General features: G+C 58.5%; 23 protein-coding genes. 11 read left to right on the forward strand and 12 right to left on the reverse strand.

The features are described 5' to 3' along the window. Positions 1-82 precede the first annotated feature (82 nt). Together pobA and ACZRMH_RS08430 are read left to right on the forward strand one after the other, a co-directional pair. Entirely contained in the window at positions 83-1,267 is a 1,185-nt protein-coding gene (pobA, locus tag ACZRMH_RS08425) for a 4-hydroxybenzoate 3-monooxygenase (protein ID WP_464013026.1), read from the forward strand. Positions 1,268-1,325: 58 nt separating this feature from the next. Then, a complete protein-coding gene (locus ACZRMH_RS08430) occupies positions 1,326-2,843 on the forward strand; it encodes an MDR family MFS transporter (protein ID WP_464013027.1) in 1,518 nt (505 codons plus the stop codon). A 148-nt stretch (positions 2,844-2,991) separates the two neighbouring features. Here ACZRMH_RS08430 and ACZRMH_RS08435 read toward each other — a convergent pair whose 3' ends face one another. Genes ACZRMH_RS08435 through ACZRMH_RS08445 form a run of 3 tightly spaced genes read right to left on the reverse strand, consistent with a single transcriptional unit; the run spans position 2,992 to position 5,787 of the window. Beyond that, positions 2,992-3,813 carry an ATPase gene (locus tag ACZRMH_RS08435; protein WP_464013028.1) on the reverse strand — a complete coding sequence of 274 codons (822 nt, stop codon included), beginning with the start codon at positions 3,811-3,813 and terminating at the stop codon, positions 2,992-2,994. Between the two features lie 29 nt (positions 3,814-3,842). After that, on the reverse strand, positions 3,843-4,841 hold the full coding sequence (locus tag ACZRMH_RS08440) for an NAD-dependent epimerase/dehydratase family protein (protein ID WP_464013029.1): 999 nt from the start codon (positions 4,839-4,841) through the stop codon (positions 3,843-3,845). Positions 4,842-4,893: 52 nt separating this feature from the next. Further along, positions 4,894-5,787, reverse strand: coding sequence for a LysR family transcriptional regulator ArgP (locus ACZRMH_RS08445; protein ID WP_464013030.1), 894 nt, complete (start codon positions 5,785-5,787; stop codon positions 4,894-4,896). A gap of 103 nt (positions 5,788-5,890) precedes the next feature. Between ACZRMH_RS08445 and ACZRMH_RS08450 the strand changes: the two genes are divergently transcribed. The 7 genes from ACZRMH_RS08450 to ACZRMH_RS08480 all read left to right on the forward strand — a co-directional run bounded on the left by ACZRMH_RS08450 (position 5,891) and on the right by ACZRMH_RS08480 (position 15,144). Continuing rightward, positions 5,891-6,493 carry a LysE/ArgO family amino acid transporter gene (locus ACZRMH_RS08450; RefSeq protein WP_464013031.1) on the forward strand — a complete coding sequence of 201 codons (603 nt, stop codon included), beginning with the start codon at positions 5,891-5,893 and terminating at the stop codon, positions 6,491-6,493. Between the two features lie 320 nt (positions 6,494-6,813). Next, entirely contained in the window at positions 6,814-7,410 is a 597-nt protein-coding gene (locus tag ACZRMH_RS08455) for a superoxide dismutase (RefSeq protein ID WP_464013032.1), read from the forward strand. A gap of 256 nt (positions 7,411-7,666) precedes the next feature. Next, positions 7,667-9,718 carry a putative bifunctional diguanylate cyclase/phosphodiesterase gene (locus ACZRMH_RS08460; RefSeq protein ID WP_464013033.1) on the forward strand — a complete coding sequence of 684 codons (2,052 nt, stop codon included), beginning with the start codon at positions 7,667-7,669 and terminating at the stop codon, positions 9,716-9,718. Between the two features lie 161 nt (positions 9,719-9,879). Further along, positions 9,880-11,226, forward strand: coding sequence for an imelysin family protein (locus tag ACZRMH_RS08465; RefSeq protein ID WP_464013034.1), 1,347 nt, complete (start codon positions 9,880-9,882; stop codon positions 11,224-11,226). 287 nt (positions 11,227-11,513) lie between these two features. Then, positions 11,514-12,941, forward strand: coding sequence for a di-heme oxidoreductase family protein (locus ACZRMH_RS08470; RefSeq protein ID WP_464013035.1), 1,428 nt, complete (start codon positions 11,514-11,516; stop codon positions 12,939-12,941). A 26-nt stretch (positions 12,942-12,967) separates the two neighbouring features. Beyond that, the gene (locus ACZRMH_RS08475; protein ID WP_464013036.1) at positions 12,968-14,032 is read left to right on the forward strand and encodes an imelysin family protein; all 1,065 of its coding nucleotides are present in this window, start codon (positions 12,968-12,970) and stop codon (positions 14,030-14,032) included. A 14-nt stretch (positions 14,033-14,046) separates the two neighbouring features. After that, positions 14,047-15,144: a DUF1513 domain-containing protein gene (locus tag ACZRMH_RS08480; protein WP_464013037.1), complete on the forward strand. Its 1,098-nt coding sequence runs from the start codon at positions 14,047-14,049 to the stop codon at positions 15,142-15,144. Between the two features lie 77 nt (positions 15,145-15,221). On the opposite strand, the gene ACZRMH_RS08485 is transcribed toward ACZRMH_RS08480, so the two are convergent. From ACZRMH_RS08485 to colR, 5 genes are all read right to left on the reverse strand, one after another. Then, positions 15,222-15,443 (reverse strand): hypothetical protein, encoded by a 222-nt coding sequence (locus tag ACZRMH_RS08485; protein WP_464013038.1) that lies wholly within the window; start codon positions 15,441-15,443, stop codon positions 15,222-15,224. Beyond that, positions 15,443-16,159, reverse strand: coding sequence for a lipopolysaccharide kinase InaA family protein (locus ACZRMH_RS08490; RefSeq protein ID WP_464013039.1), 717 nt, complete (start codon positions 16,157-16,159; stop codon positions 15,443-15,445). The genes ACZRMH_RS08485 and ACZRMH_RS08490 overlap by 1 nt, the downstream gene beginning before the upstream one ends. 3 nt (positions 16,160-16,162) lie before the next feature. Beyond that, positions 16,163-16,843 (reverse strand): class I SAM-dependent methyltransferase, encoded by a 681-nt coding sequence (locus ACZRMH_RS08495; protein WP_464013040.1) that lies wholly within the window; start codon positions 16,841-16,843, stop codon positions 16,163-16,165. Positions 16,844-17,038: 195 nt separating this feature from the next. After that, positions 17,039-18,319, reverse strand: coding sequence for a sensor histidine kinase (locus ACZRMH_RS08500; RefSeq protein ID WP_464013041.1), 1,281 nt, complete (start codon positions 18,317-18,319; stop codon positions 17,039-17,041). Continuing rightward, positions 18,309-18,992, reverse strand: coding sequence for a two-component system response regulator ColR (colR, locus tag ACZRMH_RS08505; protein WP_464013042.1), 684 nt, complete (start codon positions 18,990-18,992; stop codon positions 18,309-18,311). The genes ACZRMH_RS08500 and colR overlap by 11 nt, the downstream gene beginning before the upstream one ends. A gap of 204 nt (positions 18,993-19,196) precedes the next feature. Here colR and ACZRMH_RS08510 point away from each other — a divergent pair, with 204 nt between their 5' ends. Next, positions 19,197-21,146 (forward strand): LTA synthase family protein, encoded by a 1,950-nt coding sequence (locus ACZRMH_RS08510; RefSeq protein WP_464013043.1) that lies wholly within the window; start codon positions 19,197-19,199, stop codon positions 21,144-21,146. A 203-nt stretch (positions 21,147-21,349) separates the two neighbouring features. Here the strand turns inward: ACZRMH_RS08510 and groL are convergent, their stop codons facing one another. The 4 genes from groL to ACZRMH_RS08530 all read right to left on the reverse strand — a co-directional run bounded on the left by groL (position 21,350) and on the right by ACZRMH_RS08530 (position 24,842). Continuing rightward, positions 21,350-22,990, reverse strand: coding sequence for a chaperonin GroEL (groL, locus tag ACZRMH_RS08515; RefSeq protein ID WP_095038382.1), 1,641 nt, complete (start codon positions 22,988-22,990; stop codon positions 21,350-21,352). Between the two features lie 49 nt (positions 22,991-23,039). Then, entirely contained in the window at positions 23,040-23,333 is a 294-nt protein-coding gene (locus tag ACZRMH_RS08520; RefSeq protein ID WP_019827816.1) for a co-chaperone GroES, read from the reverse strand. 241 nt (positions 23,334-23,574) lie between these two features. After that, positions 23,575-24,045, reverse strand: a complete 471-nt coding sequence (locus tag ACZRMH_RS08525; protein WP_095003356.1) for an FxsA family protein — start codon at positions 24,043-24,045, stop codon at positions 23,575-23,577. A gap of 71 nt (positions 24,046-24,116) precedes the next feature. After that, a complete protein-coding gene (locus ACZRMH_RS08530; RefSeq protein WP_464013044.1) occupies positions 24,117-24,842 on the reverse strand; it encodes a HugZ family pyridoxamine 5'-phosphate oxidase in 726 nt (241 codons plus the stop codon). Positions 24,843-24,894: 52 nt separating this feature from the next. On the opposite strand from ACZRMH_RS08530, the gene ACZRMH_RS08535 reads away from it, so the two are divergent. Continuing rightward, the gene (locus ACZRMH_RS08535) at positions 24,895-25,653 is read left to right on the forward strand and encodes an SDR family oxidoreductase (protein WP_464013045.1); all 759 of its coding nucleotides are present in this window, start codon (positions 24,895-24,897) and stop codon (positions 25,651-25,653) included. Positions 25,654-25,717 lie beyond the last annotated feature (64 nt).

Below are 25,717 nucleotides of genomic sequence, written 5' to 3' on the forward strand. Positions count from 1 at the left end.
TCTCTCACAAGCGAAAAATGCAGACACAAACTAATAAGAACCTGCTCGCCCCACTGGGTCGAGGCTGCGCGAGAGAACAATAATGAGAACTCAAGTCGCTATTATCGGTGCCGGCCCTTCAGGCTTGCTGCTCGGTCAACTGCTGCATAACGCCGGTATTGATAACGTCATCATCGAACGCCAGACCGGCGACTACGTTCTCGGCCGGATCCGCGCCGGGGTGCTGGAGCAAGGCATGGTCGACCTGTTGCGTCAGGCCGGTGTCAGCCAGCGCATGGACGCTGAAGGATTAGTCCATGATGGCTTTGAACTGGCCCTGGACGACCGCCAGGTGCATATCAACCTCAAGGGCCTGACCGGCGGCAAAACCGTGATGGTCTACGGCCAGACCGAAGTCACCCGCGACCTGATGGCCGCCCGCGAGGCCGTCGGCGCGCAAACCCTGTACAGCGCCAGCAACGTGCAGCCCCACGACATGAAAACCGAAGCCCCTTACGTCACCTTCGAAAAAGACGGCGAAAGCTGGCGTCTGGACTGCGATTACATCGCAGGTTGCGACGGTTTTCACGGTGTCTCGCGTCAGTCGATTCCAAGCGATGTGCTGAAAGTTTTCGAGCGCGTGTACCCCTTTGGCTGGCTCGGCATACTGGCCGACACCCCCCCGGTCAACGACGAACTGGTGTATGCCAGACACGCACGCGGCTTTGCCCTCTGCAGTCAGCGCTCGGCGACACGCAGTCGTTACTACCTGCAGGTGCCGGTCGAAGAAAAAGTCGAGGACTGGTCAGATCAGCGCTTCTGGGACGAGTTGAAAACCCGCCTGCCCCAAGCGCTGGCTGAGCAATTGGTAACCGGGCCCTCGATCGAAAAAAGCATCGCGCCACTGCGCAGTTTTGTGGTCGAGCCAATGCAGTACGGGCGCATGTTTCTGGTAGGGGATGCTGCCCATATCGTGCCGCCTACCGGGGCCAAGGGGCTGAACCTGGCTGCCAGCGATGTCAGCACACTGTTCAATATTCTGCTCAAGGTATACAGCGAAGGCCGCACCGAGCTGTTGGAACGCTATTCCGAGGTGTGCCTGCGGCGGATCTGGAAAGCCGAGCGCTTTTCGTGGTGGATGACCTCGATGCTGCACCGTTTCCCCGACAGCGACGGCTTTAGCCAGCGTATTGCGAGCAGCGAGCTGGAGTATTTCGTCGACTCCGAGGCAGGTCGTACCACCATTGCAGAAAACTACGTCGGGCTCCCTTACGAGGCTATCGAATAGGAACCTATCGAGTACACTGATGGGCATCTGCTACATGCTCTGTGCCCACAGGTGTCCCTTGACCAGTCTGAACCAGCCTCCCCAGGCCAAACCAGCCATTCGCAGCATTTTGATCGCCCTGATGCTGGCGATTTTTCTGGGGGCGCTGGATCAAACCATCGTCGCCGTGTCCATGCCCGCCATCTCTGCCCAGTTCAAGGATGTCAGCCAACTGGCGTGGGTGATTTCCGGCTATATGGTCGCCATGACCGTGGCCGTGCCGATCTACGGCAAGCTCGGCGACCTGTACGGGCGCAGGCGCCTGATGCTGTTCGGCATGGGCCTGTTTACCCTGGCCTCGCTGTTTTGCGGGCTCGCGCAGAACATGGAGCAACTGGTGCTCGCCAGGATCATTCAGGGCATTGGTGCTGGTGGGATGATTTCGGTCAGCCAGGCGATCATTGGCGATATTGTGCCGCCCCGCGAACGCGGTCGCTATCAGGGTTACTTCAGCAGCATGTATGCCCTGGCCAGCGTCGCCGGGCCGGTGCTGGGCGGTTATATGACCGAGTACCTGTCCTGGCGTTGGGTGTTTTTGATCAACCTGCCGCTGGGGCTGGCGGCCTGGTGGATTTCCCATCGCACCCTGGTCGGCCTGCCTGTGCCGCAACGCAAACCGATCATTGATTACCTGGGCACGATGCTGATGATCGTGGGCCTGACTTCGTTGCTGCTGAGCATCACTTTTATCGGCCAGGGCCAAAGCTGGCGTGACGAACAAGTCGCAGGCTTTCTGCTGGTGGCGCTGATCGCACTGGCGCTGTTTGTCTGGCATGAACGCCGCACCCTGGAGCCTTTACTGCCCATGCACCTGTTTGCCAACCGCAATGCGGTGCTGTGCTGGTGTACGGTGTTTTTCACCAGCTTCCAGGCCATATCCCTGATTGTGCTGATGCCGCTGCGCTATCAGAGCATCACCGGCGCCGGGGCCGACAGCGCAGCCCTGCATCTGCTGCCACTGGCGATAGGCTTGCCAATGGGCGCCTATTTTGCCGGGCGCATGACCTCGGTGACCGGGCGTTACAAGCCAATGATCCTGAGCGGTGCGGTGCTGATGCCCCTGGCCATTCTCGGCATGGCTTTCAGCCCGCCGAGCGCCGAGTTGCTGAGCGGGGTGTTTATGCTGTTCAGCGGTATTGCCTCGGGCATGCAGTTCCCGACGTCGCTGGTGGGCGCGCAAAACTCGGTGCAACAGCACGACATTGGCGTGGCGACCAGCACCACCAATCTGTTTCGCGCTCTGGGTGGTGCGATGGGGGTGGCCTTGATGTCGGCCCTGTTGCTGGCGTTGCTGCACGACTCGCTGCTGGCGCCTGTGGGCGGTCGGCCTCTGCTGGGAGAAGGCAGTTCGGGCAATGTGCTGCTGGACGGGCTGAATGCCGTACAAGGCCCGGCGCTGGATAGCCTGCGGGCAGAGTTGCTGCTGACATTCCGCCATTTGCTGAGCATCAGCGCGGCGGTTTCGCTGCTGGGGCTGGCTGCGGCGATTGCGATGCCCAATCAGGTGCTGCGTGGGCGGGAGGACAAGGCGCAGTAGTAACAATCAAAATCAAAAGCCCCTCACCCTGGCCCTCTCCCGGAGGGAGAGGGGACTAAAGGCAAAAGCAGTTTTGCGCAACACTACAAATCAGCCCCCTCTCCCTCCGGGAGAGGGTTGGGGTGAGGGCAAGGCAGTCAACGCCGACTCAAGGACGGGCGCTGATCTGCTTCTGCAAGTTCTGAATCTGGCTCTGCAAGGTATTGATGTTGCGCGTCATCTGCGCACGGAACACGTCAAACTCGGCAGCATTGGCGCCCTGGGCCGGTGCCGGGCGGTTCTCAAGTTCGCTTTTGAGCACGATCATGTCCTGCTCAAGACGCTCCACCGCAGCCGCCGGGTTGCCCTGTTTCTTCAACGCCGCCACGTCCGTTGCCTGCTGCGCCACACTGGCCTTGAGCGTCGACAACTCGCTGCCCAGCGCCTTGATCTCGGTTTCGAGCCGGGTCTGGGTTTCTTTCTGCGCCGTCACTTGCAGCAACATCGCCGCATTGATTTGCTCAAAGCGCTGATCCAGATCGCCCTGCTGCCCCGCCACCAGCCCTTGCTGACGCTTGCTCTGCTCCAGAAGCTGCTCTTCAAGCTGCTTGATCTGCAACTTCAAGGCCTCGCTGCCATTATTGATCGTCGACTCACTGGCCACCACCTTGCCGGAAATGGCCTGCAACCGCCCCGCTGCTTCTTCGCTGATACGGGCAAAGCTTTCCTGGGTTGCCACCAACTGCTGCTCCATCAGCGAAATCTGCTGAAAACTCCACCAGGCCAATCCGCCAACAGCCACCAGCAAGGCACAGATCAAGGTCCACAAAGGCCCGGTGCTCGGGCCCTTGACCTTGATCACCGGGGTGTTGCGCGAGTACACCGTGGTGCGCTCACGGGCACCGGCGCTGGACGCCAGTTCATCATGATCATCGGCATCGGCGCGCAGGGTCGGCACATTGTCAAAGTCGTCGCGGGCATCGTTACGCATCGTAAACCTTTAAAAATAGCGGCAAGTGGTTAGCGGTAAGGAGATTCCTGAGCTTTCCACCAACCACAGAATTCATCAAGCGCGGCCCACAGACTGACTTTGGGGTCGTAGTCGAGGTAGTGCCGGGCGCGGCTGATGTCGAGGGTAAAGTCTTTGTCCATGATCTGCACCCCCAAACGCGAGAGCGACGGCTCAGGCTGCCCCGGCCACAACTTGCAGGCGGCTTCGTTAAGCGCCCCACGGGTGTAGGCCAGGCCGTAGCCACGATAACGGGTCACTTGCGCCACGTTCATCTGGCGCATCACATAATTGACCACATCCCAGTACGGAATCGGTGTGCCATTGCTGATGTTGTAGGCCCTGCCCAATGCCGCAGCGCTGCTCAGCAAGCTGCTCATCAACGCCTCGTTGAGGTTTTGCATGCTGGTGAAATCGACCTTGTTCAGACCGTTACCGACAATGGCCAGACGACCTTTGCGCTGCTGCTTGATCAAACCCGGGAAGAGACTCATATCACCTGCCCCCGTGACAAAACGCGGACGCAGGGCAATCACTTCGAGGCCGAATTCCTGGGCACCAAAAACCTTCTGCTCCGCCAGGTTTTTGGTCGCGGCATAGGGGTGCCTGAAGCGCTTGGGCAACTGCTCTTCTGTCAGGTCAGTGTGATGACGGCCATCGAAGTACAACGACGCCGAAGACAAATGCACCAGGCGCCGCACCCGCTGTTTCAGGCAGGCCTCAACCACGTTTTCGGTCACCAGCACGTTGTCGCGGTGGAAGTCCTGATAACGCCCCCAGGCGCCCATATGGCCAGCACAATGCACCACCGCGTCGACATCGACACACAAGTCGCGCACCAGCAAACCATCGGTCAAATCACCCGGGATAAATTCAGCCCCGCGCCGCACCAGGTGTTCAACACCTTCGGCACGACGTCCGCTGACCCGTACGTCAAAGCCCTGCTCCAGGGCAAAACGCGCAAAGCGTCCGCCAATAAAGCCGCTTGCGCCGGTGACCAGAATCTTCATCAATCACTCCAAATGCTGTAATTCTTGCTGCGTGCTGTTTAAACGCTGCTGATCACGCCAAAGGCACTAACCAGCGGGCTGCCGAACGAGATAAATGTTCGGTCAGTTGCCCCAGCAGTTGTCCGCCATTACGCCAATGATGCCAGTACAGTGGCACGTCGATGGGTTTATCTGGCAAAAGCTCTACCAGCATTCCACTTTCAAGCTGCTCGCGCACTTGCAACTCAGGCACCAGCCCCCACCCCAAACCGGCCTCGGTCAAGCGGATAAAGCCTTCGGAGGATGGGCACAGATGGTGTTCGAAACCGTCGTCCACACCCAGTGCCGCCAGGTAACGATGTTGTAGAAAATCATCCGGGCCAAACACCAGCGCGGGAGTTTTGGGCAACTGTGCTGCGCTTACGCCGTGCGGAAAATGCCGGGCGATAAACCCCGGGCTGGCCAACGCCCTATAGCGCATGGCGCCCAGCAGCACGCTGCGCGCTCCCGCCACTGGCCGTTCACTGGCACACAGGCAGGCAGCCACTTCACCGGCGCGCATACGCTTGAGACCTACGGTCTGATCCTCAACCACAAGGTCCAGCAACAAGTGCTGCTCGGCGCAAAAATCCCCTACCGCCTGCGCCCACCAAGTGGCCAGGCTGTCAGCATTCAAGGCGATGCGCAGACGCTCGGGCAAGCCCTCATCGTCCAGTGCAGGCACCGCACTTTGCAGGTCACGTTCCAGCAAGCGCACTTGCTGCACATGGTTTAGCAGGCGCCGGCCTATTTCCGTCGGCGTTGGCGGCGTAGCGCGCACCAGCACCGGTTGGCCGATACGGGCCTCAAGCAATTTTATGCGCTGGGAGATAGCCGATTGTGACAGACCCAGCACCTGCGCGGCCCGTTCAAAACCGGCCTGTTCCACGACTGCGGCCAAGGCCGAGAGCAATTTATAGTCGAACATCAGTTTTCCTAATGAGCGATCAGCAATATTGGTTTTTCTTATACATCCAAGCACCCGACAATAGCCAGCAGCAACCCCGCCTGCAGTACAACGAGTAATCCTTATGTGGCAAAGCTACCTCAATGGCCTGTTGGTCGCGTTCGGCCTGATAATGGCCATCGGCACCCAGAATGCCTTCGTACTGGCGCAAAGCTTGCGCCGTGAACACCATCTGCCCGTGGCGGCATTTTGCGTGGTGTGCGATGCCTTGCTGGTGGCGGCCGGGGTGTTTGGCCTGGCGACCATTCTGGCGCAGAACCCCTTGCTGCTCAGTGTTGCGCGCTGGGGTGGTGCGGTGTTCTTGCTGTGGTACGGCACCCAGGCGCTGCGCCGGGCGTTTTCCAAATCGAGCCTTGAACATTCCGCTGGCCAGACTGCCCGCTCCCTTAAGGCGGTGATGCTCAGTGCGCTGGCCGTGACCCTGCTCAACCCTCATGTTTACCTTGATACAGTGTTGCTGATCGGCTCGCTCGGCGCGCAACAAAGCGTGCCCGGCGCCTACGTGGTGGGCGCGGCCAGTGCTTCGCTAATGTGGTTTTTCACTTTGGCCCTGGGCGCGGCCTGGCTGGCGCCGTGGCTGGCCCGGCCAAATACCTGGCGGGTACTGGACCTGCTGGTGGCGGTGATGATGTATGCGGTGGCAGTACAATTGATTGTTTCGGGTTGAAGCATAGGAAGGTGCCCTGGCGCCTGTGGGAGCGGGCTTGCTCGCGATGGTATCAGCGCGATCCTTCAGCCATACCGAGTCGCTTGCTTCGCGAGCAAGCCCGCTCCCACAAAGTGTTTTTAGCGTACTCAAAACTCATCGAGTTTTTATATCAATCGCGCTGAAACGTCTATTCCACACAGTTGTCGCGTGGTTATGCCGTCACCCCGGTGCTATGATCCTGACCCTGCGCCGCAAAGAGTAAAAACTCATCGGCGCGTGTTTGGCCGCCCGTGATCGGCCTTGCGCTCATCGCAACTGACCTGATTAGGAGAATCATCATGGCTTTCGAATTGCCGCCGCTGCCGTACGCACACGATGCCCTGCAGCCGCACATCTCCAAAGAAACCCTGGAGTTTCACCACGACAAGCACCACAACACCTATGTCGTGAACCTGAACAACCTGGTGCCAGGCACCGAGTTCGAAGGCAAAACACTGGAAGAGATCGTTAAAACCTCTTCGGGCGGCATCTTCAACAACGCCGCTCAGGTCTGGAACCACACCTTCTACTGGAACTGCCTGGCGCCAAACGCCGGCGGCGAACCAACTGGCGCGCTGGCTGATGCCATCAACGCTGCCTTCGGTTCGTTCGACAAGTTCAAAGAAGAATTCAGCAAAACCTCCATCGGCACCTTCGGTTCCGGCTGGGGCTGGCTGGTGAAGAAGGCTGACGGTTCCCTGGCCCTGGCCAGCACCATCGGCGCCGGCAACCCACTGACCAGCGGCGATACCCCGCTGCTGACCTGCGACGTTTGGGAACACGCTTACTACATCGACTACCGCAACGTACGTCCGAAGTATGTTGAAGCGTTCTGGAACCTCGTAAACTGGAAGTTCGTTGCTGAGCAGTTCGAAGGTAAAACCTTCACCGCTTAAGCCTGACTCCAGGTAAAAAAACCCGGCATTGCCGGGTTTTTTTTGGCCTGATTAAAAGTGCCAAAAGACCGCTGCACGCAATCCGGGCAAGCTAGTATGAAAGCGTTGGATTTTTTTATTGCGCGCCTCAAGTTCGAAGTCAGAATACCGACACAGTAGCGACCGTGAACGCTGCGTATTTGTTGCTTGCAGACTTGCAAAAAAACCTCCAAATACAAGGCCACAGGCATTATCGGCAGGAACAAGGAATAGCGCTTTGAAGCTGCAGTTCAAAAACAGCTTGTCACTGAAATTGCTCCGCATCGCGCTACTGTCAGCAGTGGTCGTAGGCGGTGTGCTGAGCTGCGCGCAAATTGTGTTTGATGCCTACAAGGTCCGACAGGCGGTCACGACAGATGCCGAACGTATCCTCGATATGTTTCGTGACCCCTCGACTCAGGCGCTGTACAGCCTGGACCGTGACATGGCCATGCAGGTCATCGAAGGCCTGTTCCGGGACCCGGCTGTGCACAAGGCCTCCATCGGTCACCCCAACGAAGCTGCCCTCGCCGAAAAAGCCCGAGCCTTGCAAAGCTCATCGAGCCGTTGGGTGACCGACATGATTTTGGGCCAGGAGCACACGTTCAGTATTCCGCTGGTGGGCCAGGGGCCGTTCAGCGAGTACTACGGCGACCTGAGCATCACCCTCGACACCGCCACTTACGGCCGTGGTTTGTTGACTGATTCGGCGGTCATGCTGTTTTCCGGGCTGTTGCGCGCCCTGCTGATGGGGCTGGTGTTGTACCTGGTGTACCAGTGGCTGCTGACCAAGCCGCTGTCAAAAGTCATCGGACACCTGACCAGCATCAACCCCGACCGCCCCAGCGAACACGTGATCCCGTTGCTCAAAGGTCACGAGCACAACGAACTGGGGGTCTGGGTCAACACCTCGAATGAGCTGCTGGCCTCGATCGAGCGCAACAACCGTTTGCGCCACGAAGCCGAGAGCTCGCTGTTGCGCATGGCGCAGTACGACTTTTTGACCGGGCTACCCAATCGCCTGCAGTTGCAGGGGCAACTGGGCAAGATCCTCAACGATGCCGGCCGATTGCAACGCCGGGTTGCGGTGCTCTGTGTGGGCCTGGACGATTTCAAGGGCATCAACGAGCAGTTCGGTTATCAAACCGGCGATCAGTTGCTCCAGGCCCTGGCCGATCGCCTGCGCGCCCACAGCGGCAGCCTTGGTGCTCTGGGGCGTCTGGGCGGCGATCAGTTCGCCCTGGTCCAGGCCCATATCGAGCAGCCCTACGAAGCCGCCGAACTGGCCCAGAGCATTCTCGATGACCTGGAGTCGCCCTTTAGCCTCGACCAGCAAAGCATCCGCCTGCGCGCTACCATCGGCATCACGCTGTTTCCCGAAGATGGCGACACCACCGAGCAGTTGCTGCAAAAAGCCGAGCAAACCATGACTCTGGCCAAAAGCTACTCGCGTAGCCGCTATCAGTTTTATATCGCCAGCGTCGACCGCGAGATGCGACGCATGCGCGAGCTGGAAAAAGACCTGCGTGAAGCGCTGCTGTGCAACCAGCTCCACCTCGTCTACCAACCACAGATCCGCTACAGCGACCATCGCGTGGTGGGTGTCGAAGCTCTGTTGCGCTGGCAGCATCCGGAACACGGCATGGTCCCGCCCGACCTGTTTATCCCGCTGGCGGAAAAAAACGGCAGCATCATTGCCATCGGCGAATGGGCTCTGGACCAGGCCTGCCGCCAACTGCGCGAATGGCATGACCAGGGCTTCAGCGAGCTGCGCATGGCGGTCAACCTGTCCACGGTGCAACTGCACCACGTCGAGTTGCCGCGGGTGGTCAACAACCTGTTGCAGCGCCACCGCCTGCCACCGCGCAGCCTGGAGCTGGAAGTTACCGAAACCAGCCTGATGAAAGATATCAGCACCGCTGCCCAGCACCTGCTCAGCCTGCGCCGCTCTGGCGCGCTGATTGCGATTGATGACTTTGGCACCGGCTACTCGTCATTGAGCTACCTCAAAAGCCTGCCGCTGGACAAAATCAAGATCGACAAGAGTTTCGTGCAGGACCTGATCGATGACGGCGACGATGCCACCATCGTGCGCGCCATCATCCAGCTCGGCAAAAGCTTGGGCATGCAAGTGATTGCCGAAGGTGTCGAAACCCCTGAACAGGAAGCCTATGTGATTGCCGAAGGCTGCCATGAAGGTCAGGGCTATTTGTACAGCAAACCCCTTGGCCCGCGAGAGTTGGTCGCTTACCTGAAGCAGGCCAGGCGTAACAAAGCCAGCATTATGTAAATCCATGTTTCTGGATTTACGAAAGATCCGGTGTAGAGCTGTGGTAAATAAGAAATATTTCCAACAGTAACCCTTTACAGAAAATGCATATCTTTCGCATCATGTGGCAGTTTCGCGTGCAGCCGCACGCTTGTCCCACCTCTCGAAGCAGGATTTTCGCCATGATTCGTATGCCCCTGGCCACCGCCAGTCTGCTGGCCATTGCTATTTCACTCGCCGGTTGTGGCGACAAAGACAAAGAAAAAACCGCCGCAGCGCCAACGCCAGCAGCCGCCACCAGCACCGCGACGCCAGCCACTGACATCACCGCAGCGAAAGTCGACGAAGCGGCCGCCAAGGCCGTCGTTGCCCATTACGCCGACATGGTGCACGCCGTGTACAGCGACTCGCTAAGCACTGCCAAGAAACTGCAGACCGCTATCGATGCATTCCTCGCCAAGCCGAACGACGACACTCTGAAAGCTGCCCGTGCCGCCTGGGTTGAGGCTCGCGTACCTTACCTGCAGAGCGAAGTGTTCCGCTTCGGCAACACCATCATTGATGACTGGGAAGGTCAGGTTAACGCCTGGCCCCTGGACGAAGGCCTGATCGATTACGTTGACGCCAGCTACGCCGGCGCACTGGGCAACCCGGGTGCCAACGCCAACATCATTGCCAACACCCAGATCCAGGTTGGCGAAGACAAGGTCGACGTTACCGAAATCACCCCGCAAACCCTGGCCAGCCTGAACGAGCTGGGTGGTTCCGAAGCCAACGTGGCTACCGGCTATCACGCCATCGAATTCCTGCTGTGGGGCCAGGACCTCAATGGCACAGGCCCGGGTGCAGGCAACCGCCCTGCTTCCGACTACCTCGAAGGCGAAGGCGCTACCGGTGGCCACAACGATCGTCGTCGCGCTTACCTGAAAGCCGTGACCCAACTGCTGGTCAGCGACCTCGACGAAATGGTCGGCAACTGGGCGCCGAACGAGACTGACAACTACCGTGCCACGCTTGAAGCCGAGCCGGTAAAAAATGGCCTGCGCAAAATGCTGTTCGGCATGGGCAGCCTGTCACTGGGCGAACTGGCTGGCGAGCGCATGAAAGTGTCGCTGGAAGCCAACTCCCCTGAAGACGAGCACGACTGCTTCAGCGACAACACCCACAACTCGCACTTCTACGACGCCAAAGGTATCCGTAACGTGTACCTGGGCGAGTACCTGCGCACTGACGGCACCAAACTGACCGGCCCAAGCCTGTCGTCGCTGGTCGTGGTAGTTGACCCGACTGCAGACGCTACATTGAAATCCGATCTGGCCGACACCGAAGCCAAGATCCAGGTCATTGTTGACCACGCCAACAAGGGCGAGCACTACGACCAACTGATCGCAGCAGACAACGCCGCGGGCAACCAGGTGGTTCGCGATGCCATCGCCGCCCTGGTCAAGCAGACCGGTGCCATCGAGCAAGCCGCTGGCAAGCTGGGTATCAGCGACCTGAACCCGGACAACGCCGATCACGAGTTCTGATCTGCTGCGTTTGAGTGAAAGAAATTGAGGCGGCCTTCGGGTCGCCTTTTTTGTGGAGCCTGTACTTTCCCCCTGTGGAAGTCTCCTGTGGGAGCGGGCTTGCTCGCGATGCAAACGACGCAGTCTGTCAGGCAAACCACATCGATCCCATCGCAAGCAAGCCCGCTCCCACACATAAAGGCCGTTTGCCTGCCACTAATCAAGGCAAACGCTAATCCCTCTTATTTCAATTCACCTTCCCTGCTAGACTTTACGCCCTCGATTTTGCTCACTGATCTGGACGCTTGATGCCTTCGTTGCCTCTTCGCCTGTCTCTGCTGCTTGTGGCCCTGGGCCTTGGCGGTTGTGATGATGCCCCGCGATTTACCCAACCCGAGCCCGGCGAAGCCCGCTCCGGCGGGGCTACTACGGTGCGCAAAACCGATCAGAATGCGTTTTCCATGCCCTCGGCCAACCTGTCACCAACCCGGCGCCTGGATTTCAGCGTCGGCAACAGCTTCTTTCGCAGCCCTTGGGTGATCGCGCCCGCCACCACCACAGCCCGTGATGGCCTGGGCCCGCTGTTCAACACCAATGGCTGTCAGAACTGTCATATCAAGGATGGCCGCGGTCACCCGCCCGCCCCCGGTGCCAAGAACTCGGTGTCGATGCTGGTACGCCTGTCGATCCCCAACGACCCCACCTACGCCACGCTGATCGAACAGGCCGGTATCGTGCCTGAACCCGTGTATGGCGGTCAGTTGCAGGATATGGCCGTGCCCGGCGTAGCGCCCGAGGGCAAGGTGCGGGTCGATTACGAGCCGGTCACCGTGCGCTTCAAGGACGGTACCGAAGTCGAGCTACGCAAACCCACGCTACAGATCACCCAGCTGGGTTATGGTCCGATGCACCCCGACACCCGCATGTCGGCCCGCATCGCACCGCCGATGATTGGCCTGGGGCTGCTCGAAGCCATCCCCAACGAGGCGATTCTGGCCAATGCCGACCCTGAGGACAAAAACCGCGATGGCATCTCCGGGCGCCCGAACTGGGTGTGGGATGACGCGCAACAAAAGACCGTTTTGGGCCGTTTTGGCTGGAAAGCCGGGCAACCGAACCTCAATCAACAAAATGTTCACGCCTTTTCTGGTGATATGGGCCTCACGACCTCCCTGAGACCCTTCGATGACTGCACCAAGGCGCAAACAGCCTGCCTCAAGGCACCCAACGGCAATGGCCCGGATGGCGAGCCCGAGGTCAGCGACAATATCCTGCGTCTGGTCGAGTTCTACACCCGCAACCTGGCCGTGCCCGCCCGCCGTGATGTCGGCGCGCCCCAGGTACTGGCCGGAAAAAACCTGTTCTATCAGGCCGGCTGCGCCTCATGCCATACACCAACGTTCACCACGGCGGCTAACGCCGCCGAGCCGGAGCTGGCCAATCAGGTCATCCACCCCTACAGCGACCTGTTGTTGCACGACATGGGGCCCGGCCTTGCCGACAACCGCACCGAATTCGCCGCCACTGGCCGCGACTGGCGCACGCCGCCGCTATGGGGGATTGGTCTGACCCAGGCAGTGAGTGGCCACACCCAGTTTTTGCACGATGGACGTGCCCGCAACCTGCTCGAAGCCGTGCTGTGGCATGGTGGCGAGGCCGAACCGGCCCAGCAGCAGGTTTTACGCTTTAATGCCGAGCAACGTGCTGCGTTGCTGGCGTTCCTGAACTCTCTTTAACGCCTTACAAGATCGGGGACCCCGACATGTTTCGACCCAAGCTTCTGTTCACCAGCCTTGCCGCTATCGCTCTTGCTGCCTGCTCGCCCCAAGACCCGCAGGCCGTCACCTCGGCAGCCATTGCCAAGCAAGTGATCCTGCCGACCTACAGCCGCTGGGTTGAAGCTGACCGCCAATTGGCCGTCAGCGCTCTGGCCTATTGCCAGGGCAAGGAAAACCTTGAGACTGCCAGAGCCGACTTCTTGCATGCGCAAAAAGCCTGGGCCGAGCTGCAGCCTTTGCTGATCGGGCCTCTGGCCGAAGGCAATCGTGCGTGGCAGGTACAGTTCTGGCCGGACAAAAAGAACCTGGTCGGCCGTCAGGTCGAGCAACTGGTGATTGCCCAGCCGCAGATCGATGCTGCTGCGCTGGCCAAATCCAGTGTGGTGGTGCAAGGCCTGTCTGCTTACGAATACATTCTGTTCGACAGCAATATCAACCTCGCTGACGATGCGCAAAAAGCCCGTTACTGCCCGCTGCTGACCGCCATCGGCGAACGTCAGAAGCAACTGGCCGAAGAAATCCTCGCCAGTTGGAACAGCACGGACGGCATGCTCGCGCAAATGAGCAAATTCCCCAACCAGCGCTATGCCGACTCCCACGAAGCCATCGCTGACGTGCTGCGCGTGCAGGTCACCGCCCTCGATAGCCTGAAGAAAAAACTCGGCACACCAATGGGCCGCCAGAGCAAGGGTATCCCGCAGCCGTTCCAGGCCGATGCATGGCGCAGCGAGTCGTCGCTCAAAAGCCTGGCCGCCAGCCTGGCTGCAGCCCAGTCCGTATGGGCCGGTGTCGACAACAAGGGCTTGCGCAGCCTGTTGCCTGCCGAGCAAAAGCCGTTGGCTGACAAGATTGATGCGGCCTATGCCACTTCGCTCAAGCTGTTCAACGACAACCAGCGCACTCTTAACGAGCTGTTGGCAGACGATGCCGGGCGCGCCCAGCTCAACGCCATCTATGACAGCCTGAACGTGGTTCACCGCCTGCACGAAGGCGAGCTGGCCAAGGCCCTGGGTATCCAGTTGGGCTTTAACGCCAACGACGGCGATTGATAAAGGAAGGTTCGATGATGCGCAGGCAAGCTCTAAAACTCGGTGGTTTACTGCTCAGCGCCGTCACGCTGGGCGGCTGGTCCCTGTTTAAACAAAAGGACCTGAGCCCGCTGCTGTTGAGTGCCCGCGACGATGGCGAAGGCAATCACTTTGCGGTCGGTTATCGCCTCGATGGCACCCGGGTATTCAGCACCCGGGTCGGCCAGCGCTGCCATGACATCATCAACCACCCGACATTGCCCATTGCACTGTTTGTGGCCCGGCGCCCCGGCACCGAAAGCTACCTGATCAACCTTATCGACGGGCAGTTGCTGCAAACCCTGAGCTCCCTGCCCAATCGGCATTTTTATGGCCACGCAGTGATCCATAAAGATGGCGAGTGGCTGTACACCACCGAAAACGACACCACTGACCCGGGTCGTGGCTTGCTGGGGGTTTATCGTTTTGAGGGTGAACGCCTGATCCACAGCGGTGAAATCCCTACCCACGGCGTAGGCCCGCATCAAGTGTCATGGATGCCTGACGGCGAAACCCTGGTGGTGGCCAACGGCGGCATTCGCACCGAGGCCGAAAGCCGGGTGGAGATGAACCTTAACGCGATGGAACCCAGCCTGGTGCTGATGCAACGCGACGGCACCTTGCTCAGCAAGGAAACCCTGAGCCAGCAGATGAACAGCGTGCGCCACCTGGGGATTGCCAGCGACGGCACCATCCTCGCCTGTCAGCAATTTATGGGCGATGCCCATGAGTTGTCCGAATTGTTGGCCATCAAGCGTCCGGGCCAGCCGTTTGAACCCTTCCCGGTGGCCGAGGCACAACTGCGTGCCATGGGCCATTACACCGCCAGTGTCGCAGTGCACAGTGAGTTGCGCCTGGTTGCGCTGACTGCGCCGCGCGGCAACCGGTTCTTTGTGTGGGATATGGACAGTGGCGCCTTGCGCCTGGATGCGCCGTTACCGGATTGTGCGGGGGTGGGTGCAGTGAAGGATGGTTTTGTGGTGACTTCCGGTCAGGGCCGCTGCCGGTTCTACGATTGCCGCCAGAGCGATCTGGTTGCCAGGCCTTTGGAACTGCCGTCGGGGCTGTGGGACAACCATCTGCATGTTATCTAAAGCCACCCCCCCTGTAGCAATTGACGATCAGGACGTAGCCTCGCACTGCTCGTCAACGACTACAGGGATTACAGTGATTACTTCTTCAGCCCTTGGCTCATACCAAACATAAACAACAGAAGATCTTGATCGGGCCTGGTCGCTACCGCCGCTTTTACCACGCGCGGTAAGGGGCAATGAGCCCCGATCTGGGGCCCGCTTAACACTTGAGTTGCAGGCTGCTCCCAAGCAGCAAACGCCACGCCAGCAATGACCAGGGCGCCCAGCAGAAACAAACTTCGTGCTATTTCTCGCTTCATCACCGTAAACCTTTGATAGCGCTGCCAAACACTGTTTTATAAAAATAGATCAATCTGTCCCACTCCGTGGCATTCCACGACGAATGGCGCCGCAGTTGCTTAAGGTCGTGTGACGCGGCTTTTTGGGCCGTCAGGCGTTGCCGGCTTTTTTCCAGATCCAGCAAAGCCACAGCAACCTCTGCCCCCTCGCCCTGCCCCGTCACCCGAACAAACACATGCTTGGCGTACAGGCAGCCATGCTGCCAGCGGCCCAGGTGCATACGTGCCAGGGTCTGGCCAATGGCCTCAAGCACGCGATCATGTACCGCTTCACCGTGACGCTCACGCTCACCGGCGGCGTACCAATTGTCGATCTCGACAAAGCCATCCAGGCCCACGGTCACCAGCAGTGCACGCCATTGCTTGTCTGCCGTTTGCTTCGCCCCGCAGTACACCAGTTCTGGTACACCAACCGACAAGCGGTTCAGGGCCAGCAACGCGTCCTGTTCACGCAAAACCGTCGGCCGACCCAGCGGGTAGCGCCAGCTACGGTAGGTATGCCCGACCTGGCGTTTGACGTAGAGCAAGCGCCCATTACCATCGTGAATCCGTTGTACACCGCTCTCACCACCGCGACGCTGGTTGGGCTCTTCAACCCATTCGCCTTGCTGATTCCAGTGAAACTCGAATCGGTCTTCAGTCGCAGAGGGGGATGGCTGTACAAAATCAACGGTCATGAGTTATCTCTTTCGTAATACGTAAACCCGCCACATCGCGTAGAGCGGAATAAAGTCCAAATGGTCCTGAACGGTGAAGCCTGCCTTTTTAAATTCCGCTTCCACTGTAGCAGCAGGTAACACAAAACGGTTTTGGTAACCGTATTGCTCTGCCTCTGCAGCCCGCTGACGCTCAAGACGCTTGCGTTTCCAGGCTTTGAAATTGCCATCTACCCACAACGAAATAATTACGCTGTCGCGGCTGACGCGATGAAGCTCCCGTAATAGAGCCATCCGGTGGCTTGCATCGCCAATGTGGTGCAGCAAGCGCATGCAAAAAACACTGTCAACCGAGTTATCAGGCAAATCTATTTCAAAAGCTGACATCTGCAAACGCCGTACCCGTTTCACCACATCGGCCGGTTGCGCCAAAGACGCCACCTCCAGCATGGACGCCGAATTGTCGGCGCCAATGATTTCGCGGCTTGGCATTTGTGCCAGCAACGGCCAGAAACGACCTGCACCACAAGGTAAATCGAGGACGACTTGAGGCTCACCCGCCAACTGCAAAGCGCGACGCGCCAACTGTTCATCACGTTTGTGCGACAGACGCCGGGCCAGGCCGTCCTGATGCTTGATCAGATATTCAGCAGCATGCTGCTGATCGTACTTTTCAGAAAACTTGAGTTTGATGATCGGGTTCATGCCTGTGCTCCTGAAGCTAATGAGCACTACCTTAATCAGCAGAACGTTTGCATCAGGTCATCAGCAGGTGAAAAATCTGTCAGACGTCCTACACAAACATTGCAAGGTTTTACAGGGCGAAAATACTGGCGCAGGGCCATGTATCGACCAATGATTGGAGAGTGCGGCCTGCAGAGCGCAGGCCGCGGGAGGGGGTCAAACGTCGCCCGGAGCAAGCTCGACGCGAAAGCGGCAGCCGTTGGGCTCCATGGTGGTAAGGCTTACGCGCCAGCCCTGGCTGTCACAGATGCGCTGCACCAGTGACAGGCCCAGACCCAGCCCTTCGCCACGCTTTTCGCTGCCTCGGACAAAGGGCTGGAACATTGCCTGACGTTTTTCTTCCGGGATGCCGACGCCGCTGTCTTCCACCACAAAACCGCTGGGTTCAAGAGTCAGGCGGATAAAACCGGTATCGGTGTAGTGCAAGGCATTACGCAACAAGTTGCCCATGACTGCATGCAGGAAAGTAGCGTTGTAACGGGTGTCCAGCGGGTTGCCGGGCTCATAGATCAGCTCAAGGCCTTTAGCCTCAATGGGCTCGCGCCACAAACTGATCAGGCCTTCGGCCACAGTGGTCAGGGTCACCGTGGGCGACATGCTGGCATCCTCATGTTGCGCTCGGGCAAGCATCAGGAAGGTTTGCACCAGTTCGCGCATTTCCTCACAGGCGCGGGAAATACGCTCGACCTGTGAGCGACTGCGCTGATCCAGTGACGGACTTTCCAGCAACAGCTCGCAGGAACTGGCCAGCACCATCAGCGGAGTACGCAACTCGTGGCTTACATCACTGGTGAACAAACGTTCGCGGGTCAGGGTGTCACGCAGGCGGCCCAATGTGGCATCGAACGCCACTGCCAGCTCACCCACTTCATCGGCCGCGTAATCCGGCGCCAGCGGCGGTGCCAGGCCCAGCAACTGGTCTCGATGACGAACCTGACGTGCCAGGCGCACAACCGGCGCCATTACCCGGCGGGCCAGGGTCCAGCCTAAAAAGACCGCCAGGGCCAGGGCCAGGACAAAACCGACCACAACCACGGCAAACAGCACCCGCTCGCGCTCTTCAAAATCGCTCTGGTCTTGCAGCAACACGTAACGTCGGCCGTCGACCACTTCAACCATCGCGTGATACGACAATTGGTCACGAAATACTTCGTGAAAGCCCGGATCCAGATGGCGCAGATCCTTGGGCAAGGCAAAGTCACCGCGCCCGCCACTGAAATAAAACAACTGGCTGGGCTTGGGCCGATGGTTCCAGTCCGCGCCGTTATCCATCAACAACAGTCGCTGCAAATCCCCGCCCAAACCGGCCGAAATCAGTTTTTCTTCGACCAGATGCACAGTGGCAATAATGCCTACGGCGAAAGTCCCTGCCACCAGCGCACTCATCAAGGCAAAAGCAATGATGATCCGCTGGGAAAGGCTTTGCTTAAACTCCATCGCGGACCTCGGCGAGGCGGTAGCCCACGCCATGTACGGTTTGCAACAGAGGCTTGTCGAATGGCTTGTCGATCACCTGACGCAGTTGGTGGACATGGCTGCGCAGGCTGTCGCTGTCCGGGCAATCGTCGCCCCACAGGGCTTCTTCGAGAACTTCGCGGCGCAGCACATGGGGGCTTTTCTGCATCAATACCGCCAGCAACTTCAAACCCACCGGGTTGAGCTTGAGCAAACGGCCTTCACGGGTCACTTCAAGGGTGTCGAGGTCGTAGCGCAGCTCGCCGACCTGCAGCTCGCGCCGGCCACCGCCCTGGGCACGGCGCAATACCGCCTCGATCCGCGCAGCCAGTTCCGACAGGGCAAAAGGCTTTAGCAGGTAGTCATCGGCGCCGGACTTGAAGCCTTGCAGACGATCGTCCAGTTGGTCACGAGCGGTGAGCATGATCACCGGGGTATCACGGCGGGCATCTTCACGCAGGCGTTTGCACAGGGTGTAACCATCGATGCCGGGCAACATGATGTCGAGCACAATCAGGTCGTAATGCTCAGTGGCCGCCAGATGCAGGCCCGACAAACCATCTTGCGCACAGTCAACGGTATAGCCCTTGAGACCCAGGTAGTCGGCCAGGTTGGCGAGGATATCGCGGTTGTCTTCAACCAATAGAATTCGCATGGGCACTCTCTCCGTTCACAGTTGCGGCCGTCTTGGCCCGCGCAGCTTAAGGCCAAGAACCGCGCAGGGCCAGCACCACAGGACGTTCAGGCTATTTAGTTAGCACTCTCACATAAATGACATATTTTTTACTATCGGTTCACAAACTCAATACAGTGGCGCCCGCACACTTTCGCCCCCCCCGCGTTTAAGGAAAAACAACTAATGCGTCTGCTGCACACCGCGCCTATGCGCTATCTCCTGCTGTTGACTGGCTGCTGGCTGGCGACCTTTCTGATCACCCGAGGCGTTCTGCTGGTCACTCACCTGGGAGAAGCCGGCAACAACTGGCTACCGGTGTTTGGCATTGGCCTGCTCTACGACCTTGGCTTTCTGACCTATGCCGCCGTGCCGCTGGGTCTGTACCTGCTGCTGTGCCCGCCGGCCCTGTGGCGTCGTCGCTGCCATCAGTGGTTTCTGCAAGGTCTGCTGACCGTCAGCCTGTTCGCCATGTTGTTCACCGCCGTGGCCGAGTGGCTGTTCTGGGATGAATTCGGCGTGCGTTTCAACTTTATAGCCGTGGACTATCTGGTCTACTCCGACGAAGTACTTAATAACGTGCTGGAGTCCTACCCGATCGGCATCCTGCTTAGCGCCATCGCCCTGGCTGCCATTGTACTGAGCCTGATTTTGCGCAAGCCGTTCAATGCAACCATGAAAGCTCCGCTGCCAACAGTGGGCGGTCGTATCGCCACGTTTGCAGGCCTGATGCTGGTAGCGGGCCTGAGTCTGCAACTGCTCGACCAGGACGGTCCGCGCGGTCAAGGTGGCAATGCCTATCAACATGAACTGGCGAGCAATGGCCCCTACCAGTTCTTCGCTGCTTTCCGTAACAACGAACTGGATTACCAGCAGTTTTACGCCAGCCTGCCTGCTGATGTAGTGGCCAAACAACTGCGCAACGAACTGACCGAGCCCAACGCCACCTTTGTTGGCCAGGATCCGCTGGATATCCGCCGTAATATCGATAACCCCGGTACCGCGCGTCAGCCCAATATAGTACTGGTGACCATCGAAAGCTTCAGCGCCAAGTACCTTGGCAGCAACGGTGACGACCGCAACCTGACGCCAAACCTGGATCAACTGCGCAAGGAGAGCCTGTACTTCAATAATTTCTACGCCACCGGCACTCGTACCGACCGGGGTCTGGAAGCCATCACCCTGGCTATTCCACCGACCCCGGGACGTTCCATCGTCAAGCGTATCGGCCGGGAAAGCGGTTTTGCCAGCCTGGGCCAGCAGCTTAACGGCGTGGGCTACGACAGCGTGTTTGTCTACGGCGGGCGCGGTTACTTCGACAATATGAACGCCTTCTTCAGTGGCAACGGCTACCGCGTCGTTGACCAAAGCAGCGTAAATGAAGCCGATATTCACTTCAAAAACGCTTGGGGCATGGCTGACGAAGATCTGTACCGCGAAACCCTGAAGCTGGCCGATGCCAATTACGCACAGCAAAAGCCGTTTCTGTTGCAGTTGATGACCACCTCGAACCACCGCCCTTACACCTACCCTGAAGGTCGGATCGACATCAAATCGGGTAACGGTCGCGACGGCGCGGTGAAATACACCGACTACGCTATCGGCCAGTTCCTCAAGAGTGCGCGTCAAAAGCCCTGGTTCGACAATACGATTTTTGTATTCGTGGCCGATCACACGGCAGGCAGTGCCGGTAAAGAAGACTTGCCGATCACCAACTACCAGATTCCGCTGTTTATCTATGCGCCCAAGCTGATTGAAGCCCGCGAAGATTCGCAGTTGGCCAGCCAGATCGACCTGGCACCGACGCTGCTTGGCTTGCTCAACCTGGATTACCAGTCGACCTTCTTCGGCCGTAACCTGTTGCAGGAAAACCCGCTGGCGCCGCGTGTGGTGGTGGGCAACTACCAGCATCTGGGGTTGTTTGACGGCAAAGACCTGGCCATTCTCAGCCCGCGCCAGGGCCTGCGTCGCCACGACGAGGCGCTGACTACCAGTATTGAGTCGCGGGTACCGGCGACCGACCCGTTGATTGAACGGGCGATCACCTACTATCAGGCGGCCAGCCACGGATATAAGCAGCAGCTGTTGGGCTGGAAGCCGGAGCAAAAGGCGCATGTGCAGGTTTCAGAGCGCTAATTGACCCACGACCCTCACCCCAACCCTCTCCCAAAGGGAGAGGGGGCTGATCGGGGGATATTTCAGAATCTCTGCAGCCTGAAGGCATTGAGTTGAATCTTGCATCAGTCCGGTCAGTCCCCTCTCCCACCGGGAGAGGGGCATAAAAAAAAGCCCCGCCTGATTACTCAGGCGGGGCTTTTGCGTATCGGGGTAAGGCTGGCTTACATCATGCCGCCCATACCACCCATGCCGCCCATGTCTGGCATGCCGCCAGCTGGTTTGTCTTCCTGGATCTCAGCGATCATCGCCTCAGTGGTGATCATCAGGCTGGCAATCGACGAAGCCGCTTGCAGAGCCGAACGAGTCACTTTGGCCGGGTCAAGGATACCCATTTCAATCATGTCGCCGTATTCGCCAGTGGCTGCGTTGTAACCGTAGTTACCCGAACCCTGCTTAACTTTGTCGACAACTACGCTTGGCTCGTCACCCGAGTTGGCAACGATCTGGCGCAGAGGTGCTTCAACAGCACGACGCAGCAGTGCAATACCAACGTTCTGATCGGCGTTGTCGCCTTTCAGGTCAGCAATGGCCTGCAGAGCGCGAACCAGTGCCACGCCACCGCCAGGTACCACGCCTTCTTCAACGGCTGCACGAGTTGCGTGCAGGGCGTCTTCAACGCGGGCTTTCTTCTCTTTCATTTCTACTTCAGAACCAGCACCAACCTTGATCACTGCAACGCCGCCAGACAGCTTGGCCAGACGCTCTTGCAGTTTTTCACGGTCGTAGTCCGAAGTGGTGTCAGCTACCTGGGCGCGGATCTGAGTCACACGCGCCTGGATGTCAGCTTCAACACCAGCACCGTCGATAACGGTGGTGTTTTCTTTGGTCACGGTGACGCGCTTGGCATTACCCAGGTGTTCCAGGGTAGCGCTTTCCAGGCTCAGACCGATCTCTTCGGAGATAACGGTACCGCCAGTCAGAACAGCGATGTCCTGCAGCATTGCCTTGCGACGATCGCCAAAGCCAGGTGCTTTGACAGCAACGACTTTCACGATACCGCGCATGTTGTTCACAACCAGAGTCGCCAGGGCTTCGCCTTCAACGTCTTCGGATACGATCAGCAGTGGGCGGCCGGCCTTGGCAACAGCTTCCAGAACTGGCAGCAGTTCACGGATGTTGGAGATCTTTTTATCGACCAGAAGGATCAGCGGACCGTCGAGTTCGGCAGTCATGGTTTCTGGTTTGTTGACGAAGTACGGGGACAGGTAGCCACGGTCAAACTGCATGCCTTCAACAACAGACAGTTCGTTTTCCAGGCCCGAGCCTTCTTCAACAGTGATCACGCCTTCTTTACCGACTTTTTCCATGGCTTCGGCAATGATGTCGCCGATGGAGCTGTCGGAGTTGGCAGAGATGGTACCTACCTGAGCGATTGCCTTGCTGTCAGCGCATGGCTTGGCCAGGGATTTCAGCTCTTTGACAATAGCGATGGTCGCCTTGTCGATACCACGCTTCAGGTCCATCGGGTTCATGCCGGCAGCGACGGCTTTCAGGCCTTCGTTGACGATCGACTGAGCCAGAACGGTTGCAGTGGTAGTACCGTCACCAGCGTCATCGTTGGCACGGGAGGCAACGTCTTTAACCAGCTGCGCGCCCATGTTTTCGAAGCGATCTTTCAGCTCGATTTCTTTTGCAACGGACACGCCGTCCTTGGTGATGGTCGGAGCGCCGAAGCTCTTCTCGATGATCACGTTACGGCCTTTAGGGCCCAAGGTCGCTTTTACTGCGTCAGCCAGGACGTTTACACCGGCCAGCATTTTTTTACGGGCGGAGTCGCCGAATTTAACTTCTTTAGCAGCCATGTTCGTTCTTCCTTAAATACTTTGTAGTAACGGGAAAAGGAGCGGGGAATCAGCCTTCGATTACAGCGAGAATCTCGTTCTCAGCCATAACCAGCAGGTCTTCGCCGTCGACTTTTACAGTGTTGCTGCCGGAGTAAGGGCCAAACACAACCTTGTCACCCACTTTCACGGCCAGCGCACGTACTTCACCGTTGTCCAGCACGCGGCCAGTACCGACAGCGAGAATCTCGCCGCTGTTGGCTTTCTCGGCAGCAGAACCCGGCAGAACGATACCGCCAGCGGTTTTCTTTTCTTCTTCGCTGCGACGGATTACGACGCGGTCATGCAGAGGACGAAGCTTCATTGTCGATCTCTCCTAATTGTGGTGTTCATCGGCCGGTGTCAATACCGGCTGGGTTTGCAATTCCGGAAATGCCGGGTGCGATTCGCGGTTGGGGTTTTGCTGTTGCCAGTAAAACCCTGCGGTGTCCGTTACATAAGGGCGCATCCACTTATTACAAGGGCACGCCCACGAAATTTTTAACCTGGCGTGCCACTTGAAACAGACACGGCACCCAAGGTGCCGTGTAGATAACGCCAAAGCCTTATTTATCGCGATGCTCGAACTCGCCTTCGATCACATTGGGCTCACGCCCCAAAGGCTGATGGGCGCGTGGTCGTGCGGCTTCGAAGTCTTCGGCAAACGCACGCTGGCGGATGGCCTGTTCTTCAGCACGCTTGCGCAGGCGGTTGACCAGAAACCGGCGAACTGGCGGGAACAGCAACAACAGACCGGCCGCATCGCTGATAAAACCAGGCAGAACCAACAGTCCACCACCCAGCGCCAGCATCAGGCCTTCAAGCATTTGCTGAGCAGGCAGCTCGCCGCGATTCAGGCTTTCGCGCGCTTTGAGCGCCGTGGCCAAGCCTGCGACGCGAACGACCAGAACACCCAGCATGGAGCCGGCAATGATCAGCAGCAACGCGGGGAAAAACCCTATGGCGGTGCTGACCTTGAAAAAGACGTACAGCTCTAGCACTGGAAACAACAGAAAGAGCAATAGAAAAGCGCGCATCAAATGATTCCTCTCCGGAAGAATATCTTCCAACCAGATATAGATGACGGCGCGCCTCGCCAAATTCAAGGCTATGCCGTCTGTTTTTTCGGCCACTCACTGGCGCGAGCCAATAAAACCAGAGCTTCGCGTACCTGTGTCGAAGTATTACAAGACTCAGGAAAGGCCAGCCAGTGCAGGCCTTCACCGATCCGCAAATGCATGCCTTCGCTGTCGATGCCCACCAGCGTAGCTGGCGCCGTGCGGGGCAGCCCGGTCATTTCGACATAGTGTTCGATGGCATTGGCATGGTCGCTGTTCATATGCTCCACCATGCGCACCTCGACCTGCCCGGCAAAGGGATTGGCCAGCGTGACCTGATCCAGCCAGTGAATGGCCCCAAAGCCGCCTATATAACGGTGGCGCACCGGGTTAAGTACCCAGAAGTCGAAATCATGGGCGGTGTCATAGCCCTTCGCTTCAGGGAAGTAGCGGTAGTAACGCTCGGCTGCGGCCTCAATGGCTGCCGTGTCGCTCAGTTGCTCGGCTTCGGCCAGCACGGTAAGGCGACCAACCGCCTGCACGTCTTCAGCCCCGCGCTCGCCGACCATCAAGGAACACTTGGGATCCTTGCGCAGATTATGGGTGTGCTGGGCAATACGGCTGATCAGAATCAGCGGCCGCCCCTGCTCGTCCAGGCAGTAAGGCACCACGGAGCCAAACGGGAAACCCGGCATGGCCTTGGACTGGGTGGCCAGGGCGCCACGGTATTCCTTGAGCAGTAATTCTCGGGCATGCTTGGCAGCTTCAACGCTCAACTTATGACTCCTTAATAAAAATCCGTCGATAACGGTCGAGATCAGGGCACTCATGCAACTAAAAGACAAAGTAATCATTATCACTGGCGGCTGCCAGGGGCTGGGCCGTGCCATGGCCGAGTACCTGGCGGCCAAGGGCGCCAAACTGGCACTGGTCGACCTCAACCCGGAAAAGCTCGAATTGGCGGTCGCCGCCTGTCAGGCACAAGGTGTTGAGGCTCGCGCCTACCTGTGCAACGTCGCTGACGAAGAACAGGTTACGCAAACCGTGGCCCGGATTGCAGAAGATTTTGGCGCGATCAATGGTCTTGTCAACAACGCAGGAATTTTGCGTGACGGGCTGCTGCTCAAGGTCAAGGACGGGGTCATGAGCAAAATGAGCCTGGCACAATGGCAGGCGGTAATCGACGTCAACCTGACCGGGGTTTTCCTGTGTACCCGTGAAGTGGCAGCGAAAATGGTCGAGCTGAACAACCAGGGCGCGATCATCAATATTTCGTCGATTTCCCGTGCCGGCAACGTTGGCCAGACCAACTACTCGGCGGCCAAGGCCGGAGTGGCAGCTGCCACCGTGACCTGGGCCAAGGAGCTGTCGCGCTACGGCATTCGTGTTGCCGGCATCGCGCCGGGCTTTATCGAAACCGAAATGACCCTGGGCATGAAACCCGAAGCCCTTGAGAAAATGACTTCGGGCATCCCGCTCAAACGCATGGGTAAAGTTGAAGAAATCGCCCACTCGGCGGCGTACATCTTCGAGAACGACTACTACACCGGGCGGATTCTGGAGCTGGATGGCGGGTTGCGGATCTAAACCCGGCCACGAAAAAACCTGTAGCAGCAGCCTCGTTCCTTCGGCAACCGCGGAAATTTGTCGA

This window comes from Pseudomonas sp. B414, from assembly GCF_055408445.1.